15 protein-coding genes are annotated in these 16,297 nt (G+C 61.3%); 10 read left to right on the top strand and 5 right to left on the bottom strand.

Translation table 11 applies throughout. The annotated features are described in order from the left end of the window. Window positions 1-148: 148 nt before the first annotated feature. Window positions 149-1,099 (bottom strand): GlxA family transcriptional regulator, encoded by a 951-nt coding sequence (locus tag QZ498_RS08850; protein ID WP_294621518.1) that lies wholly within the window; start codon window positions 1,097-1,099, stop codon window positions 149-151. A gap of 83 nt (window positions 1,100-1,182) precedes the next feature. Here QZ498_RS08850 and QZ498_RS08845 point away from each other — a divergent pair, with 83 nt between their 5' ends. The 10 genes from QZ498_RS08845 to QZ498_RS08800 all read left to right on the top strand — a co-directional run bounded on the left by QZ498_RS08845 (window position 1,183) and on the right by QZ498_RS08800 (window position 12,152). Beyond that, on the top strand, window positions 1,183-1,893 hold the full coding sequence (locus QZ498_RS08845) for a GntR family transcriptional regulator (protein WP_294621517.1): 711 nt from the start codon (window positions 1,183-1,185) through the stop codon (window positions 1,891-1,893). 15 nt (window positions 1,894-1,908) lie between these two features. Next, window positions 1,909-2,826 (top strand): dihydrodipicolinate synthase family protein, encoded by a 918-nt coding sequence (locus tag QZ498_RS08840; protein ID WP_294621516.1) that lies wholly within the window; start codon window positions 1,909-1,911, stop codon window positions 2,824-2,826. 3 nt (window positions 2,827-2,829) lie between these two features. After that, complete coding sequence (locus QZ498_RS08835) at window positions 2,830-4,326, top strand: aldehyde dehydrogenase (RefSeq protein ID WP_294621515.1); 1,497 nt, start codon at window positions 2,830-2,832, stop codon at window positions 4,324-4,326. After that, a complete protein-coding gene (locus QZ498_RS08830; RefSeq protein ID WP_294621514.1) occupies window positions 4,326-5,084 on the top strand; it encodes an NAD(P)-binding domain-containing protein in 759 nt (252 codons plus the stop codon). Before QZ498_RS08835 ends, QZ498_RS08830 begins: the two co-directional genes overlap by 1 nt. Beyond that, a complete protein-coding gene (locus tag QZ498_RS08825; protein WP_294621513.1) occupies window positions 5,081-6,424 on the top strand; it encodes an FAD-binding oxidoreductase in 1,344 nt (447 codons plus the stop codon). The genes QZ498_RS08830 and QZ498_RS08825 overlap by 4 nt, the downstream gene beginning before the upstream one ends. A 142-nt stretch (window positions 6,425-6,566) precedes the next feature. Continuing rightward, entirely contained in the window at window positions 6,567-8,144 is a 1,578-nt protein-coding gene (locus QZ498_RS08820; protein ID WP_294621512.1) for an ABC transporter substrate-binding protein, read from the top strand. Between the two features lie 87 nt (window positions 8,145-8,231). Next, window positions 8,232-9,221, top strand: a complete 990-nt coding sequence (locus tag QZ498_RS08815) for an ABC transporter permease (RefSeq protein ID WP_294621511.1) — start codon at window positions 8,232-8,234, stop codon at window positions 9,219-9,221. Next, the gene (locus QZ498_RS08810) at window positions 9,218-10,177 is read left to right on the top strand and encodes an ABC transporter permease (RefSeq protein ID WP_294621509.1); all 960 of its coding nucleotides are present in this window, start codon (window positions 9,218-9,220) and stop codon (window positions 10,175-10,177) included. The genes QZ498_RS08815 and QZ498_RS08810 overlap by 4 nt, the downstream gene beginning before the upstream one ends. Beyond that, entirely contained in the window at window positions 10,177-11,190 is a 1,014-nt protein-coding gene (locus tag QZ498_RS08805; protein ID WP_294621508.1) for an ABC transporter ATP-binding protein, read from the top strand. Before QZ498_RS08810 ends, QZ498_RS08805 begins: the two co-directional genes overlap by 1 nt. Then, window positions 11,187-12,152 (top strand): ABC transporter ATP-binding protein, encoded by a 966-nt coding sequence (locus tag QZ498_RS08800; RefSeq protein WP_294621507.1) that lies wholly within the window; start codon window positions 11,187-11,189, stop codon window positions 12,150-12,152. The genes QZ498_RS08805 and QZ498_RS08800 overlap by 4 nt, the downstream gene beginning before the upstream one ends. Before the next feature lie 177 nt (window positions 12,153-12,329). On the opposite strand, the gene QZ498_RS08795 is transcribed toward QZ498_RS08800, so the two are convergent. The 4 genes from QZ498_RS08795 to tatB all read right to left on the bottom strand — a co-directional run bounded on the left by QZ498_RS08795 (window position 12,330) and on the right by tatB (window position 16,297). Continuing rightward, window positions 12,330-13,886: a trimethylamine methyltransferase family protein gene (locus QZ498_RS08795; protein WP_294621506.1), complete on the bottom strand. Its 1,557-nt coding sequence runs from the start codon at window positions 13,884-13,886 to the stop codon at window positions 12,330-12,332. Window positions 13,887-13,998: 112 nt separating this feature from the next. Further along, window positions 13,999-14,841: an ATP-binding protein gene (locus tag QZ498_RS08790; protein ID WP_294621505.1), complete on the bottom strand. Its 843-nt coding sequence runs from the start codon at window positions 14,839-14,841 to the stop codon at window positions 13,999-14,001. After that, window positions 14,838-15,821, bottom strand: coding sequence for a twin-arginine translocase subunit TatC (tatC, locus tag QZ498_RS08785; RefSeq protein ID WP_294621503.1), 984 nt, complete (start codon window positions 15,819-15,821; stop codon window positions 14,838-14,840). The genes QZ498_RS08790 and tatC overlap by 4 nt, the downstream gene beginning before the upstream one ends. Continuing rightward, entirely contained in the window at window positions 15,818-16,297 is a 480-nt protein-coding gene (tatB, locus tag QZ498_RS08780) for a Sec-independent protein translocase protein TatB (protein WP_294621502.1), read from the bottom strand. The genes tatC and tatB overlap by 4 nt, the downstream gene beginning before the upstream one ends.

Here is a 16,297-nt window from a genome sequence, read left to right as displayed (position 1 = left end):
CTGTCACGCAGCGGGGCGCGGCCCGGGGCAAGCCCGGGCGAAACGTTGAATGAACGTCAAGCAAGGGCTCGATCCGGTCATTCGCCGCATGCTAAACGGATGGCCGCTGATGGGACGTTGGCAAGGTATGGCTGGGGCTTTTCAAAACCTACCCAAGTTTCGCCTTCTGCCCCGTGGGCGTCACGCCGTAGGCCGCCTTGTACACGCGGGTGAAGTGGCCCGTGGCCTCGAACCCGCAGGCACAGGCGATTTCGGTGACTGACATTTCAGTTTGCAGCAGCAAATGGCGCGCCCGCTCAAGCCGTAACTCCATGAAGTACTTCTTGGGCGAGGTATTGAGGTAACGGCCAAACAGGCGCTCAAGTTGCCGGGTCGAAATGCCGATGTCCTCGGCGATCACCGAGGGCGAAATCGGCTCTTCTATGTGGTCGTGCATCCGGGCGATGGCCTTGGTCAGATGCGGGTTGCGCATGCCGTTGCGCGATTGCAGCGAGACACGCTGTTCTGCCGTTGCCTCGCGCACGGCGGTATAAACCATCTGGTCGGCCACGGCGACGGCCAAATCACGGCCATGGTCCTGTTCGATGAGGTGCAGCATCAGATCGGCCGTGGCCGACCCGCCCGAGGCGGTGATGTGCTTTTCATCGGCGACAAAGACATTGCGCACCAGCGGGATTTCCGGGAACTCCTCCATGAAGCTATCGTGATAGTCCCAGTGGATGGCGCATTTCTGTCCCTCCAGAAACCCGGCCTTGGCAAGGATATAGGCCCCCGAACAGAGGGCGCCGATCGTGGTGCCGCGCGCCCGTTCACGGCGCAGCATCGACAAAAGCGCGGGCGTGATCCGATTGCGCATCTCAAGGCCAGAGAGGACGAACAGACGGTCACAACGTGGCAAATCCTCAAACCCGTGGTTGACCAATGTCACGGTTTGGTTCGAAGCGCGGACGCTTTCGCCATTCTCCGCCCCGATGGACCATGAATAAAGCGCCTCACCCTTTATCAGGTTGGCAATGCGCAGGGGTTCGACCGCGTTGGAAAAAGCCAGATGCGCGAAGTCTTCCACGAGAATGAAGATAAAATGCTGTGTCATGGTCATGTTCGGATTTTTCCCGATTTACAATTTGTATGCAATATGTATTTTTTAGAAATACAAAATGACTCGAAGCAGGGGGCCACGGCGTGCCTGACACCAGCAAAGACCGAAAAACCCACCTTCTGGACAGGCTCAAGCGTGCGATCCTGACGCAGGAGTTGCGCCCGGGGGCCGATTTGGACGAGGCCCAGCTTTGCGAAGATTCGGGCCTGTCCCGGACACCCTTGCGCGAGGTTCTGCGCGAATTGGCGGGCCTTGGGTACGTAGAGTTACGCGCCAATCGCGGTGCGCGGGTGTCCGAGATGTCGCACACCACGCTGCGCGATTTCTTTCTGGCGGCCCCGATGGTTTACGGTGCGATTTTGCGGTTGGCGGCGCTCAATGCCACCTCCGCCCAGATTGCCGCCCTGAAGGCTGCGCAGGAGGAATTTCGCGAGGCCCTGCGCAAGGGGTCGACCACCGACCGGACTCTCGCCAACAACCGTTTCCACGAGATCACCGGTGAGATGGCGGGCAATATCTATCTTCTGCCCTCGTTCCATCGGTTGTTGATTGATCACGCGCGGATTTCCATGACCTTTTACCGCCCGGTCACGCCGGAGATGGCCGAAAGTGTCTCGGAGGCCAGCCAGCAGCACGACGCCATCATCGCCGCCATTGAGGCGGGGAATGAGGCCACGGCGGCGCAATTGGCCGAGGATCATTGGAACCTCTCGCGCAACCAGATTGAAAGTTTCGTGATGCCGGCGGGGATGGATCAACCGCTTGGCACCCTGCCCCGTTCAACCTCAGCATAAGAAGGCTGCCCGCATATGACGCCTATTTTCAAGTTCGAGGGGATATATACCCCTGTCGTCACCCCTTATTTCGCCGATCACACGCCCGACCTTGAGGCTTTGGCCGACGTGATCGAAAACCTGATCGACAAGGGTGTGCATGGGATTATCACCGGAGGCTCGACCGGCGAAAACTATGCCCAGACCGTGGCGGAACGGGTTGAGCTGGCCAAGTTCACCCATGAGCGGATCAAGGGCCGGGTGCCCTTGGTGATGGGCACCGGCGCGATGCTGACGCCGGACAGCATTGCCTTGGCCGAAGCCGCGCGGGACATTGGGGCCGATTGCATCCTTTTGGCCTCCCCGCCCTATTCGGTGCCGACGGACCGGGAAAATGCGCTCAATGCCTTGGCGATTGACCGGGCGGCGGACCTGCCGGTGATGCTCTATAACTACCCGCATCGTACCGGCACCATGATGGGCGAGGAATTCTTGGACCGGGTCGGGCGCAGCCGGAATTTCTGTGGCATCAAGGAAAGTTCGGGCGATATCAACCGGGTGCATCTTCTGGCCCGCGATTACCCGCATATTCAACTGGGTTGCGGCATGGATGACCAGGCATTGGAGTTCTTTGCCTGGGGCGCGCCCTTTTGGGTCTGTGGTGGCTCGAACTTCCTGCCCGAGGAGCATGTGGCACTTTACAATGCCTGTGTTCTGGAGGGCGATTTTGGGAAGGGCCGCCGGATCATGTCGGCTCTTATGCCGCTCATGCGGGTACTGGAACAGGGCGGCAAGTTCATCCAGACGATCAAGCACGGCGTGACCATGGCGGGGATTGATACGGGCGCGGTTCGCCCGCCGCTGAAGCCGCTCAACAAGGACGACAAGCGCGCGCTGGAGCAAGTCACGCGCGTTCTCAAGACAACCATTGCAGATATCACGGCGGAGGGCTGAGGCATGGGTTTGCTGACCAAAGACGAATACAAGGCGATTGCCAAGGACCTGACGCTGCCGACCTCGGCCTTCGTGGATGGCGGCTATCGCGCCGCGGCCTCGGGCAAGACCTTCACCAGTGTGAACCCCGCCACGGGCGAGACCTTGGCCGAGATTGCGGCCTGCGGGGCGGAAGACGTTGATTTCGCTGTCTTGAAGGCGCGCGAGGCCTTTGACGATGGCCGCTGGTCCAAGATGCACCCGAGCGAGCGCAAGGATGTGCTGATCCGTCTGTGCAAACTGATGACCCGCAATGCCCGCGAACTGGCCGTCATGGAAAGCCTTGATAGCGGCAAGACCATCTTTGATTGCGAAACCGTGGACATCCCCGAGACGATCCACGCCATCAAGTGGCACGCCGAAGTCATCGACAAGATCAATGACGAAGTGGCCCCGGCCAGTGACGATCATATCGCCATGGTGGTGCGCGAACCGATCGGCGTGGTGGGCCTTGTCCTGCCATGGAACTTCCCGCTTTTGATGCTCGCGTGGAAGATCGGCCCGGCGCTGGCGGCGGGCTGTTCGGTGGTGGTGAAACCCGCCGAGGAAACCAGCCTGACCGCCCTGCGGGTGGCCGAATTGGCATCTGAGGCAGGGCTGCCCAAGGGTGTGCTGAACGTGCTGCCCGGTGGCGGGGCCGAGGTGGGCGAACCGCTGGGCCGTCACATGGATGTGGATATGGTCAGCTTCACCGGCTCCACCGTCACTGGCAAACGCTTCCTGACCTATGCGGCGGAAAGCAACGCCAAGGAGGTGGTGCTTGAGATGGGCGGAAAGAACCCCGCCGTCGTCATGGAGGACGCCGAAAACCTCGACCGCGTCGCGGCCCATATCGTCAACGGGGCGTTTTGGAACATGGGCGAAAACTGCTCGGCTACCTCGCGGCTCATCGTGCACAAGAACGTCAAAGACGAGCTGCTGAAACGAATCGAGGCGCACGCCCGCGAATGGGTGGTGGGTGATCCGCTGGACCCCGAAACCCGCGTCGGCGCCTTGGTCAGCGAAACCCATTACAACAAGGTCTGTGGCTATCTGGATAAGGCCGAAAACATCGTTCTGGGCGGCAAGGCCGACAAGGGCTTTGTCGAACCGACCGTGGTGAATGTTGCCAGCAACGACGACACGCTGGCCCGCGAAGAGATTTTTGGCCCGGTCCTATCGGTCATCGAAGTTTCCAGCTTCGATGAGGCCATCAAGATCGCCAACGACACCGATTATGGCCTTTGCGCGTCGATCTTCACCGCCAATGCCAAGCGCGCCATTCGCGGCGCACGGATGCTGCGGGCGGGCACCGTCACGGTCAACAGCTTTGGCGAGGGCGATATCTCAACCCCCTTCGGCGGCTACAAGCAATCGGGCTTTGGCGGGCGCGACAACAGCCTGCACGCCCATGACCAGTACACCCAGCTCAAGACCATCTGGATTGATCTGGCCGATGACGAAGACGAGGCGGTGGCCTGATGAAGATCGGGTTTCTGGGCACCGGCGGCATCGCCGCACCGATGGTCGAGGCACTTTCGGGCAAGGGGCACCACATCCTTGTCTCCGAGCGCAGCGCCGAGGTGTCGGCGCGCCTTGCCGCCCAGTTTGCCGAGGTCGAGATCGCCCCGAATGATCGCGTCGTCGCGGCAAGCGAGGTGGTCATCGCCTGCCTGATGGCCGATGTGGCGCGCGCGGTTTTGCCCGATCTACCATTTCGTGAGGGCCAAAAACTGATCTCGGTCATGGTCGATGTCTCGGTGAACAGCCTGCGCGAACTGGCCGCCCCGGTGACCGATATTTCCGTGACCATCCCGATGCCTTTTATCGGCCAAGGGGGCTGCCCCCTGCCCGTCTATCCCGACACTGGCAGCGTCGCCGCCTTGTTCGGGGCCGAGAACATCGTTCTGCCCGTGACCAGCGAAGCCGCGCTCAACGCGCATTTTGCCGCTTCGGCCCTGTCGTCTGTCGTGCTGGCCGAGATGGTGACGACGGCGGATTGGCTTGCCGATATCACCGGAGATGCGGCCAAGGCCGAAGCCTATGTCGCGGCCCTGATCGCGGGATATTTCAAAAACATGCGCTTTGATGGATCGGGGGAGGTCAAGGCATTGCTGGACGCACTTTCAACCGAAGGCGGATTGAACGCCACCCTGCGCGACCGGATGGCCGGGGCCCGCAAGGAACTGACCGAGGGGTTGGATGCGTTCCGCCCAAGACTTGGATTGCCGGACGCATGACAAAGACCTTCACCGCCCGTCACCTGCCGATGCATCGCGGACCTGCGGCGTGGTCGGCCATCCTGCCGGGTCAGCCCGCCGCGCAGGTTTTGGAGGCTGATACCACAGCCGATGTGGTTGTCGTCGGCGCGGGTTTTGCAGGGATGGCGGCGGCGCGGCGGCTGCGGCAGCTTGAGCCGCAGGCCAAGATTGTTGTGCTGGAGGCGGGCCGCGTGGCCGAAGGGGCGGCGGGGCGCAACTCGGGTTTTATGATCGACTTGCCGCATGAACTGACCTCGGAAGATTATGCCGGGGCGGGCGATGACCGGGCGATGATTGCCCTGAACCGTCAGGCGCAGGCCTTTGCGCGGGGGGCGGTTGAGGATTACGGCATCTCGCCCGATTACTTCGACCAAGCCGGTAAGGTAAACGGCGCGGTCAGCGACGCGGCCCAGGCCCATAACGAAAGCTATGCCCGGCATCTCGAGGGACTCGGCGAGGCGAGCGAGGCCTTGGATGCCCAAGCCATGCGGGAGCTGACCGGCAGTTCACATTATCAATCCGGGCTTTACACCCCCGGTACGGTGATGTTGCAACCGGCGGGCTTCGTTCGCGGCATGGCCACGGGGCTTCGCCGCGACGGGGTCGAAATTTACGAGCGGTCCCCGGTGCAAAGGATCACGGCCAAGGGCAGCGATTGGGCCTGCATCACCCCCAAGGGGACGGTGACGGCCCCGCGCGTGATCCTGTCGGTGAACGGTCATTTGGAGAGCTTCGGGGTGGAGCGCGGGCGGCTGATGCAGCTTTTCCTTTTTGCCACCATGACGCCTGAGCTTTCGGACGAGCAAATCAGGGCTTTGGGCGGCGCGCCGCGCTGGGGGATTACGCCATCCGACCCGATGGGCACCACCGTGCGCCGCATCGACAGCGGCCAAGGCGGCAACCGGATCATCACCCGGACCTGTGCCGCATTGCGCCCCGGCATGACGGCGCGCAAATCCGACGTCGCCCGCGCGGGCCGGGTCATGCAGGACAAGTTCGAGGCACGGTTTCCGCAACTCAAGGGGATGCGGATGGAGCATACTTGGGCCGGGCATTTGTGCCTGAGCCTAAATGGGGTGTCGGTCATGCGCGAAGTGGCCGACGGTGTCTTTTCGGCCTGCGTGCAAAACGGGCTTGGCACCGCGCGCGGCACGCTGACCGGCATTGGGGCGGCTGAACTGGCCTGTGGTCAAACCACTGACATCACATCGCATTTCACTGCCGAGGTGCCGCCTAAACGCTTGCCCCCGCAGCCTTTTCGCGAATGGGGGGCGAATACGGTGCTGCGTTTGAAAGAGTGGAAAGCGCGCGAAGAATAACGCCCTGCCCCGACGTCAGCCAATTTGTGACGGTCAAATCTTGTGCGGACTCTTGTTTGTCGATGCAAAAGATTTAAGCTGCCCCGTCAGAGCCGCCGGAAACAGGCGGCCATGATCCAACCAATCACAGGGAGATATTTCCATGAAAGTTGTAGGTGCACTTACGGCGCTTCTTCTGGCCAGCACGACGCTTGCGGCCTCGGCCGAAACGCTGCGCTGGGCGCGCGCGGGCGATTCGCTCACGCTGGACCCGCACGCGCAGAACGAGGGGCCGACACACACGCTGGCCCACCAGATCTACGAGCCGCTGATCATCCGCGACCATTCCGGCGCGATGCAAGGCGCGCTGGCCACCGATTGGGGCCCCAAGGCGGATGACCCGAATGTCTGGGTCTTCAACCTGCGGCAAGGCGTGAAATACCACGATGGGGCAGATTTCACCGCAGAAGACGTGGTGTTTTCGATCAACCGCGCGAAATCCGAGAAATCGAACATGAAAGAACTGCTCAGTTCGATTTCCGAGGTGCGCGCGGTGGATGATCACACCGTCGAATTCGTCACCAACGGCCCGAACCCCATTCTGCCCTCGAACCTGACCAACCTGTTCATGATGGACAAAGGCTGGGCCGAGGCGAATGACGCCGTCGAAGTGCAAGACGTCGAAGGCGGCGAGAAAACCTTTGCCTCGACCAATACCAACGGCACGGGCGCCTATGTTCTGGTCAGCCGTGAGCCGGATGTGAAAACCGTTCTGACCGCCAATGACACCTATTGGGGCAAGGATGACTTTCCGCTCGACATCACCGAGATCGTCTATACCCCGATCCAAAACGCCGCGACGCGGGTTGCGGCCCTTTTGTCGGGTGAAGTGGACTTTATCCAGGACGTACCGGTGCAAGACCTTGGCCGCGTGGCCGACACCGAGGGCCTGGTCGTGAAAACCGCGCCGCAAAACCGGGTTATTTTCTTCGGCCTGAACCAAGGGGCGGATGATATTGCCAATGACGATGTCGAAGGCGCCAACCCGCTGGCCGATGTGCGCGTGCGGCAAGCCATGTCGATGGCGATCAACCGCGATGCCATCAAGCAAGTGGTGATGCGTGGCCAAAGCGCCCCCGCAGGCATGATCGCACCGCCCTTCGTCAACGGCTGGACCGCCGAGATGGATGCCGCCTCGAAAACCGATGTGGATGCCGCCAAGGCGCTGATGGCCGAGGCGGGCTATGAAGACGGCTTCTCGATCCAGCTCGATTGCCCGAATGACCGCTATGTCAACGACGAGGCGATCTGTCAGGCCGCTGTTGGCATGCTGGCGCAGATCGGCGTCAAGGTGAACCTTGATGCCAAGCCCAAGGCACAGCACTTCCCGCTGATCACCAATGACCAGACGGATTTCTACATGCTGGGCTGGGGTGTTCCGACCTACGACTCGGAATACATCTTCAACTTCCTTGTCCACACCCGCGGCGAAGAGCGCGGAAGCTGGAACGGCACCGGGTTCTCAAACGCCGAAGTTGACGAAATGATCGTCAGCCTTGCCTCGGAAACCGATCTGGACAAGCGCAATGACACCATCCAATCCATCTGGAACGTGGTGCAGGAAGAACAGCTGTACATCCCGATCCACCACCAGGTGCTGAATTGGGGTATGTCGACCGATGTCGGCACCGAGGTCAGCCCCGAGGATGACCCGAAAATGAAGTTCTTCACCATGAACTGATACAGCCGGGGCCACCCTTGGTGGTGGCCCTGCCCTGCCGCGCCCTTTGCCAAGGGCGCGGTTTTCTGCCGTGATCGGGGGACCGTCATGCTTGCCTATATCATTCGCCGGGTGTTCCAATCCTTGCTGGTCCTGCTGGTCGTGGGACTTGTGGCCTTTTCCATGTTCAGCTTCGTGGGCGACCCCGTGGACAACATGCTGGGTCAGGAGCGCACACAGGCCGATATCGAACGCCTGCGCGCGGATCTGGGCCTCGACAAGCCCTTTCCGGTGCAATACTGGCGCTTCCTGGAACAGGCGGTGCAGGGCAACTTTGGCCTGAGTTACAGGCAGGGTCGCCCGGTATCCGAAATCCTTGTGGAACGCCTGCCCGCCACTTTGGAACTGGCCTTTGTATCGGGTGTTCTGGCCCTTTTGGGGGGCATTGGCCTAGGCATTTTCACCGCCATTCGAAAACGCGGGGTGGCGGCCAATATGATCATGACCCTGTCTTTGGTCGGGGTTTCGCTACCCACCTTCCTGATCGGGGTTTTGCTGATTTATCTCTTCTCCGTCGAACTGGGCTGGTTACCCAGTTTCGGGCGCGGCGATGTCACTCGGATCGGCGATTGGTGGACAACCGGCTTCCTGACGGAAACGGGCCTCAAGGCACTGATCCTGCCTGCCATCACACTGGGCCTGTACCAAATGACCCTGATCATGCGGCTGGTGCGCACCGAAATGCTTGAGGTTCTGCGCGGCGATTACATCCGCTTCGCCCGCGCCCGCGGCTTGCGCGACCGGTCGGTGCATTTCAAACACGCTCTGAAAAACACCCTTGTGCCGGTGATCACCATCACGGGCCTGCAGTTGGGTTCGATCATCGCCTTCGCCATCATCACCGAAACCGTGTTCCAATGGCCCGGCGTGGGCCTGCTTTTCATCAACGCGATCCAGTTCGTCGATATCCCGGTCATGGCCGCTTACCTGATGATGATTTCGGTCATGTTCGTGGGCATCAACCTGATCGTCGACCTGCTTTATTTCGCCATTGATCCGCGCCTTCGCGTGGATCGCAGCGCGGGGAAAACCACATGACCGATACCGCCCCTCCCATCCCGCCAACGCCCGAACGCGCGCCCAGCCGTCTGGCGCGCGCATGGCAAAGCGATTTTTTATACTCCTTCCGCCGCGCGCCGGTGGCAGTGGTGTCGTTCTGCGTGGTGCTGACACTGGTGCTCTGTGCGGTGTTTGCTCCGCTCATCGCCCCGCATGACCCCTTCGACCCGGCCACCCTGAACCTGATGAATGGGTTTACACCACCGGGTGAAGCGAACGCCTTTACCGGTGACAGTTTCCTTCTTGGCACTGATGACCAAGGCCGCGATGTGTTTTCCACCATCCTCTATGGGATGCGAATTTCGCTGTTCGTCGGCTTCTCGGCGGTGCTTCTGGCCATGGTGCTTGGCGTCGTGCTTGGCCTTTTGGCAGGTTACTCCGGCGGCTGGACCGAAACCATCATCATGCGTGTTGCCGACGTGCAGCTCACCTTCCCGGCGATCCTAGTGGCGATGCTGATCTTTGGCATCGCCAAGGGGATCACGCCCCCGGAATACCGCGACCAGATGGCGATCTGGGTTTTGATCCTTGCCATCGGCCTCAGCGACTGGGTGCAATTCGCCCGCGTCGTGCGCGGCGCCACCCTGGTTGAGAAGAACAAGGAATACGTACAGGCCGCGCGCCTTGTGGGCCGCTCGCCGCTGTCGATCATGCTGCGCCATATCCTGCCCAATGTTCTGAACCCCGTGCTGGTGATTGCCACGATTTCACTGGCGCTGGCGATCATTGCCGAGGCGACGCTCTCGTTCCTTGGTGTCGGCGCACCGCCCACCAAACCCTCGCTCGGCACGCTCATCCGCATCGGGCAAGAGTTCATGTTCTCGGGCGAATGGTGGATTTTGGTGTTCCCCGCCGCCACCCTTCTGGCGCTGGCCCTGTCAATCAACCTTCTGGGCGACTGGCTGCGCGACGCGCTGAACCCGAAGCTGCGATAATGAAAGGCCCCGAGATGGACAAAGACCCGGTACTCTCCGTCCGCGACCTTGTTGTGGAAATCCCCACCCGCCACGGCATCCTGCGCCCGGTGGACCGGGTGAGCTATGACATTCACGCCGGTGAAATCCTTGGCGTGGTCGGCGAATCCGGCGCGGGCAAGTCGATGACCGGCAACGCGGTGATCGGCCTGCTGGACCCACCGGCCCGGATCACTCATGGCGAAATCCTGTTGTCGGGGCAGCCCATTCACAACATCAAGCGCGAGGCGCTGCGCAAGCTGCGCGGCAAGAAAATGGGGATGATATTTCAAGACCCCCTGACCTCGCTCAACCCGCTTCTCACCATCGGCGACCAACTGACCGAAACCATCCTTGAGCATCTCGATGTCAGTCAATCGGAGGCCCGCGAACGCGCCATCGCCGCTCTGGAGGAAGTGGGGATTCCCGCCGCCCGCGACCGGATCGGCAGCTACCCGCACGAGTTTTCCGGCGGCATGCGGCAACGGGTGGTGATTGCCCTGGCCCTTTGTGCCGAGCCTGAACTGGTGATCGCCGATGAACCGACAACGGCGCTTGACGTCAGCGTTCAGGCGCAGATCGTGGCGCTTTTGAAGAGGCTTTGCCGGGAACGCGGCGTCGCGGTCATGCTGGTCACCCATGATATGGGCGTGATTGCCGAGGCCGCCGACCGCGTAGCGGTGATGTATGCCGGGCGATTGGCAGAATTGGGGCCGGTGCGCGAGGTCATCACCCAAGCCCGTCATCCATATACCGCCGGTCTCATGGCCTCCACGCCCATGGCCAGCCAAGGCGCGAAACGCTTGCGGCAAATCCCCGGCGCAATGCCACGCTTGGGCGCCCTGCCGCATGGTTGCGCCTTCCATCCCCGCTGTGACCGGGCCACCGCGGAATGCCGCGCCGACCCGCCGCCGAGGATCGACTATTGCGATGGCCGCGCGGCCTGTTGGCACCCCCTAGCCCAGAAAGACACCACCAAGGGAGAGCCCGCATGAGCGCGCTGATTTCCATCAAGAACCTCACGCGTGTGTTCGATGTCTCGAAACCATGGCTCAACCGGGTGCTGGAGCGGCGCGACAAGGCTTATCTGACGGCAGTGTCAGACGTCAGCTTCGATGTGGAAGACAAAACCGTTTACGCGCTGGTGGGCGAAAGCGGCTCGGGCAAATCCACCATCGGCAAGATCGTTGTGGGCCTGCTGCCCGCCAGCGATGGCAACGTCGAAATCGACGGCGTCGATCTGGCCACCGAAACCGACCCGGCCAAGGTCGCCGAGGTGCGCGCCGAAGTACAGATGATCTTTCAGGATCCATATGCCTCGCTCAACCCACGCTGGCGGGTGCGCGAGATCATCAACGAACCGGTGGCAGCGCGGGGCGGCAAAACCGAGGGGTTGGCCGAAAAACTCCTTGAACAGGTGGGCCTGTCGGCGCAGGACGCAGGCAAGTTCCCACATGAGTTTTCCGGCGGACAACGGCAGCGTATTTGCATCGCCCGGGCGCTGGCCTCCAACCCGCGCATCATCGTCTGTGACGAACCGACCTCGGCGCTGGATGTCTCGGTGCAAAGCCAAGTTCTCAACCTGATGTCGGATTTGCAGGAAGAGATGGGGCTGACCTATCTTTTCATCAGTCACGACCTCACGGTGGTGCACCATATGGCCGATGTCATCGGCGTGCTGTACCTTGGCCGCTTGGTCGAGGAAGCCCCCCGTGACCGGCTTTTTTCCGACCCCAAGCACCCCTATACCCAGATGCTTTTCGACGCCGCCCCCCGCATGGACGGCTTCGGGCGCGAGGTCGACCCTCCCAAGGGCGAAATCCCCGACCCGATCAATCCGCCTTCAGGCTGCGCCTTTCACCCGCGCTGCCCACTGGCCGTGGACCGCTGCAAGAAAGAACGTCCCGAGATGCGTAAAATTGGCGACACCCGCGTGGCCTGTCATTTGGCCGAGTAATCGCAACCGCAGGCACCCGGCTTTATCGTCGGATGCCTCCGGCGGGAGTATTTCGGGAAAGATGAAGAGGGGCGTGACAGGGCTTCATCTTTCCTGCAATACTCCGGGGGAGTCGCCCAACGGGCGACGGGGGCAGAGCCCCCATTCAAATCATAGTGGGTGGCGCAGCCACTCCGCTTAGTAATCTTGGTTCAATGCATCCGCCGCCGGGATTTCACGCTCACGCCGTGCGATATACTCCAGCAGCGCCTCGTTCTTGGCCTCATCAAGCATCGGCTCCTGATACTCGGATAATAGCTTGCGCGCGTGATTGAGCGCGCGCTCGGTGATCTCGACGCTGCCTTCGGCGATCCATTGTTCAATGGAGTTGTTGTCGAACATATCCGGCATGAAGAAGGCGCTTTGGAAGTTTTCCTGCGTGTGCGGGTGGCCAAGGTAGTGCCCGCCCGGCCCCACATCGGGCACGGCGGCCATGGCCTGATCGAAATCACCCCAATCCACGCCGCGCGCCATCTTGTGGGCCATTGCGCATTGTTCCGCATCGACCACGAATTTCGCGGTGGAGCAATGCATGCCCGCCTCGTTCCAGCCCGCCGAATGCCAGATATAGTTGGCCCCGGCATGGACCACCGCGGAAAGCGTGGTAGCCGATTCGTATCCCGCCTGCGCATCAAAGGTCTTGGCCCCGCCAAGCGTGTTCGAGGTGCGCCAGGGGATCCCATAGAACCGTGCCATCTGCCCGATCATGAAGTTCATCAGGCTGATCTCGGGCGTGCCCGCCATGGGCGCGCCGGATTTCATGCTGACGGTTGACAGGTAGTGACCGTAAATCGCGGGCGCGCCTTTGCGAATGACCTGTGTATAGGCCAATGCCGAGAGCGCCTCGGCATTGAGTTGCGCCACGGTGGCCGGCACGCTGGCAGGCGTATTCGCTCCGCCCAAGACGAAGGGCGAACACAACACCGGTTGGTTACGCTTGCAGAAGGCGCGCATCGCGCCCAGCATGGTTTCGTCCCACACCAGCGGCGAGTTGCCGTTGCAGTTGCCGGTGGTCACCGGGTGATCCTCAAGGAAATCCTCGCCAAAGAGGATCGCGCACATCTCCATCACATCCTCGGCGTTCTTCGGGCTGGTGGTCATGCCCATGAAGGTCTTGTCCGAGTGTTTCATCGACGAATAGGTGATGCGCAGGTGCCGTTGACTGATCGGGTGGTCATAGGGTTCCACGATATGGTGCGCCGAACTGTGCAGGCCCGGCAGCATGTGGCTCAGCTTGTGAAACATCGCCAGGTCATCCAGCGTCGGGTTGCGCCGCACATCGTCCAGATCGCGCAGGAAGGGCGCGCCGGTCATCGGCACGAAAATCGAATGCGGCCCGCCAAGCGCCACGTTCTTCATCGGGTCGCGCGCGTGGTAGGTGAAGCTTTCGGGAATGGTCGAGATCAACTCGCGCACGAGGCCACGGTCCAGATAGACCAACTCCCCTTCAACCTTGGCACCGACGCGTTTCCAATCTTCAAGCGCGATTGGGTCGCGGAACTGCACGCCGACGTTTTCCAGAATATCCATCGAGGCCGCGTCGATCCGCTCAACCTGCGACCCGTCCATCACCTCACAGAACGGAATACCGCGTGTCAGACCGGGCAGCATATCGTGCTTGGGGGCGGTGCGCAGCGCGCGGCGGGCAGACCGGCCGCCGGAACGGGCGCGGGGTTTGCGTTCTTGCAGGGTCATCTCGCATCTCCTTCTGATTTGACCATAGTCTCGCCAGAAGTGCAGGACGCCACCTGCAGGATTGCGATATATCCCTGTAAAAAACCGACCCGCGCAATTTTGCGCCCTGGGCCTAAACCTTGACGCCGTGACGCCCCGCCAGATCGGTAAAAAACTGCCATGCCACACGGCCCGACCGTCCGCCGCGCGTGGCCTGCCATTCGATCGCCTCGGCGCGCAGGGCCTCCGGCGCGATCTCCACGCCATAGGCCGCACAATAGCCTTCGATCATCGAAAGGTATTCATCCTGATCGCAGGGGTGAAAGCCCAGCCAAAGCCCGAAGCGATCCGACAGCGAGACCTTCTCCTCAACCGCTTCCGATGGGTTGATCGCGCTGGAGCGTTCGTTCTCGATCATGTCGCGCGGCATCAGGTGGCGGCGGTTCGAGGTGGCATAGAAGACCACGTTCTCCGGCCGCCCTTCGATCCCGCCATCCAGCACCGCCTTGAGGCTCTTGTAATGCTGATCGTCATAGGAAAAGGACAAGTCATCACAGAACAGGATAAACCGTTCTTCGGCCGCTTCACGCAGGATGTTGAGCAACCGCCCCACGCTCACCAGATCCTCGCGTTGCAATTCCACGATCTTGAGCGGCAGCCCCTCGTCCAGCACGGCGGCATGCACGGCCTTCACAAGGCTGGATTTGCCCATTCCCCGCGCGCCCCACAAAAGCGCGTTGTTGGCGGGCAGGCCCTTGGCGAACTGCCGGGTGTTGTCCATAAGCGTATCGCGAGAGCGGTCGATGCCCACCAGAAGGGACATATCAACCCGGTTGACCTTTGGCACCGGTTGTAGCCGGTCCGGCTCAACATGCCAGACGAAAGCATCGGCGGCATCGAAATCCGGCGCCGCCATGGGCGCCGGGCTCATCCGCTCAAGTGCGGCGGCGATCCGGTCCATTGCGTCGGCGCTCATTTATCCTCGCCGCGATTGACCATGCCAGGGTCATCGTCGTCATCCTCGTCGAATTCATCCATCAGGGGATCGTTGTCCAAGAGCGGATCATCGGCCGGCTCGGACGCGGCTTCCGCCTCATCCATATCGGCCTCGTCTTCGTCCTCTTCGAACCACAGCCCCTCTTCGCGAAGCTGCTCTTCGCGCTTTTTCTCAACCCGCCGGACAAGGAAGATGGAAATCTCGTAAAGGCCATAGACCACGACGAACAGGATCACCTGCGTGATGACATCGGGCGGTGTCACCAATGCGGCCAGCACAAGGATACCCACCACAGCATATTTGCGCACGTTCCCCAAACCCTCGGAACTGACCAGCCCGGCTTTGCCCATCAGCGTCAAGAGCACGGGAAGCTGGAAGCAAAGGCCAAAGGCCACGATGAACTTGATGGTCAGGTTCAGGTATTCCTGCGCCGAGCCTTGGAAAACCACGCTCAAGGGCGCGGCGTTCTGCGGGTCGCCATCCGGCAGGGCCTCACCGCCCGATCCAAACTGCTGGAAACCAAGGAAGAAATCATAGGCCAGCGGCGTGACCACGTAAAAGGCAAAGGCCGCGCCAAGGAAAAACATGAAAGGCGAGGCGATCAGGAACGGCAGAAATGCGCCCTTCTCGGACTTGTAAAGCCCCGGTGCCACGAATCGCCACATCTGGTTGGCGATGTAAGGGAACGCCAGGATAAACCCGCCCAGAAGCGAGACCTTGATCGCCACGAAGAAGCCTTCCTGCGGGCTGATGAAAATCAGGTCGCAGTCCTGCCCGCGGCTGGCCAATACATCACAGAGCGGCGCGGTAAGGAAATTGAAGATCGGCGTGGCGACGGTGAAGCAGATGATCATGCCCACCAAAAAACCCAAGACCGCCTTGATCAACCGCGAGCGCAGCTCGGTCAGATGCTCGATCAGGGGGGCCGAACTGTCTTCGATCTCGTCGCTGGGGCTCATGTAGTCTTGTCCTCGGCGGGGGCTGTCTTGGCCCCATCCTCACCGGAATCCGCCGATTCCGCTGCCTCTGCGGCCTCCTTGGCGGCGCGTTCCTCGGCCTCGCGGTCAAGTCGCGCTTGGGCCACTTCGGCGGATTTCTTGCGGATTTTCTCGGCGTCTGCCGCGCGCTCTTCGCTCATCGCGCTTTTCTTGGGGCCGGCCATGGTATCTTGCGTGAAGGTCGATGTGGCCTTCTTGGCCTCGTCCATGGCGCTGCCCACCGGGTTGGAGGCCTTGCGCAAGGTGTCCGAGACATCCCGCACCCCTGCATCATCGGCGGCATCGTTCATCGCCTGGCTGAAATCACGCGCCATGCGCTTGGCCTTGCCCACGAAGTTGCCAACCGTCCGGAACATCCCCGGAAGGTCTTTCGGCCCCACGACGATCAACGCCACGATGCCGATTACAAGCAGCTCGGTCCAGCCAAGATCCAACAT

The organism is uncultured Roseovarius sp. (assembly GCF_913057115.1).
In the GTDB taxonomy this organism is placed as follows: Bacteria; Pseudomonadota; Alphaproteobacteria; order Rhodobacterales; family Rhodobacteraceae; genus Roseovarius.
Note: the sequence above shows the minus strand (reverse complement) of the source record. Positions and strands in the feature narration are given on the sequence as shown.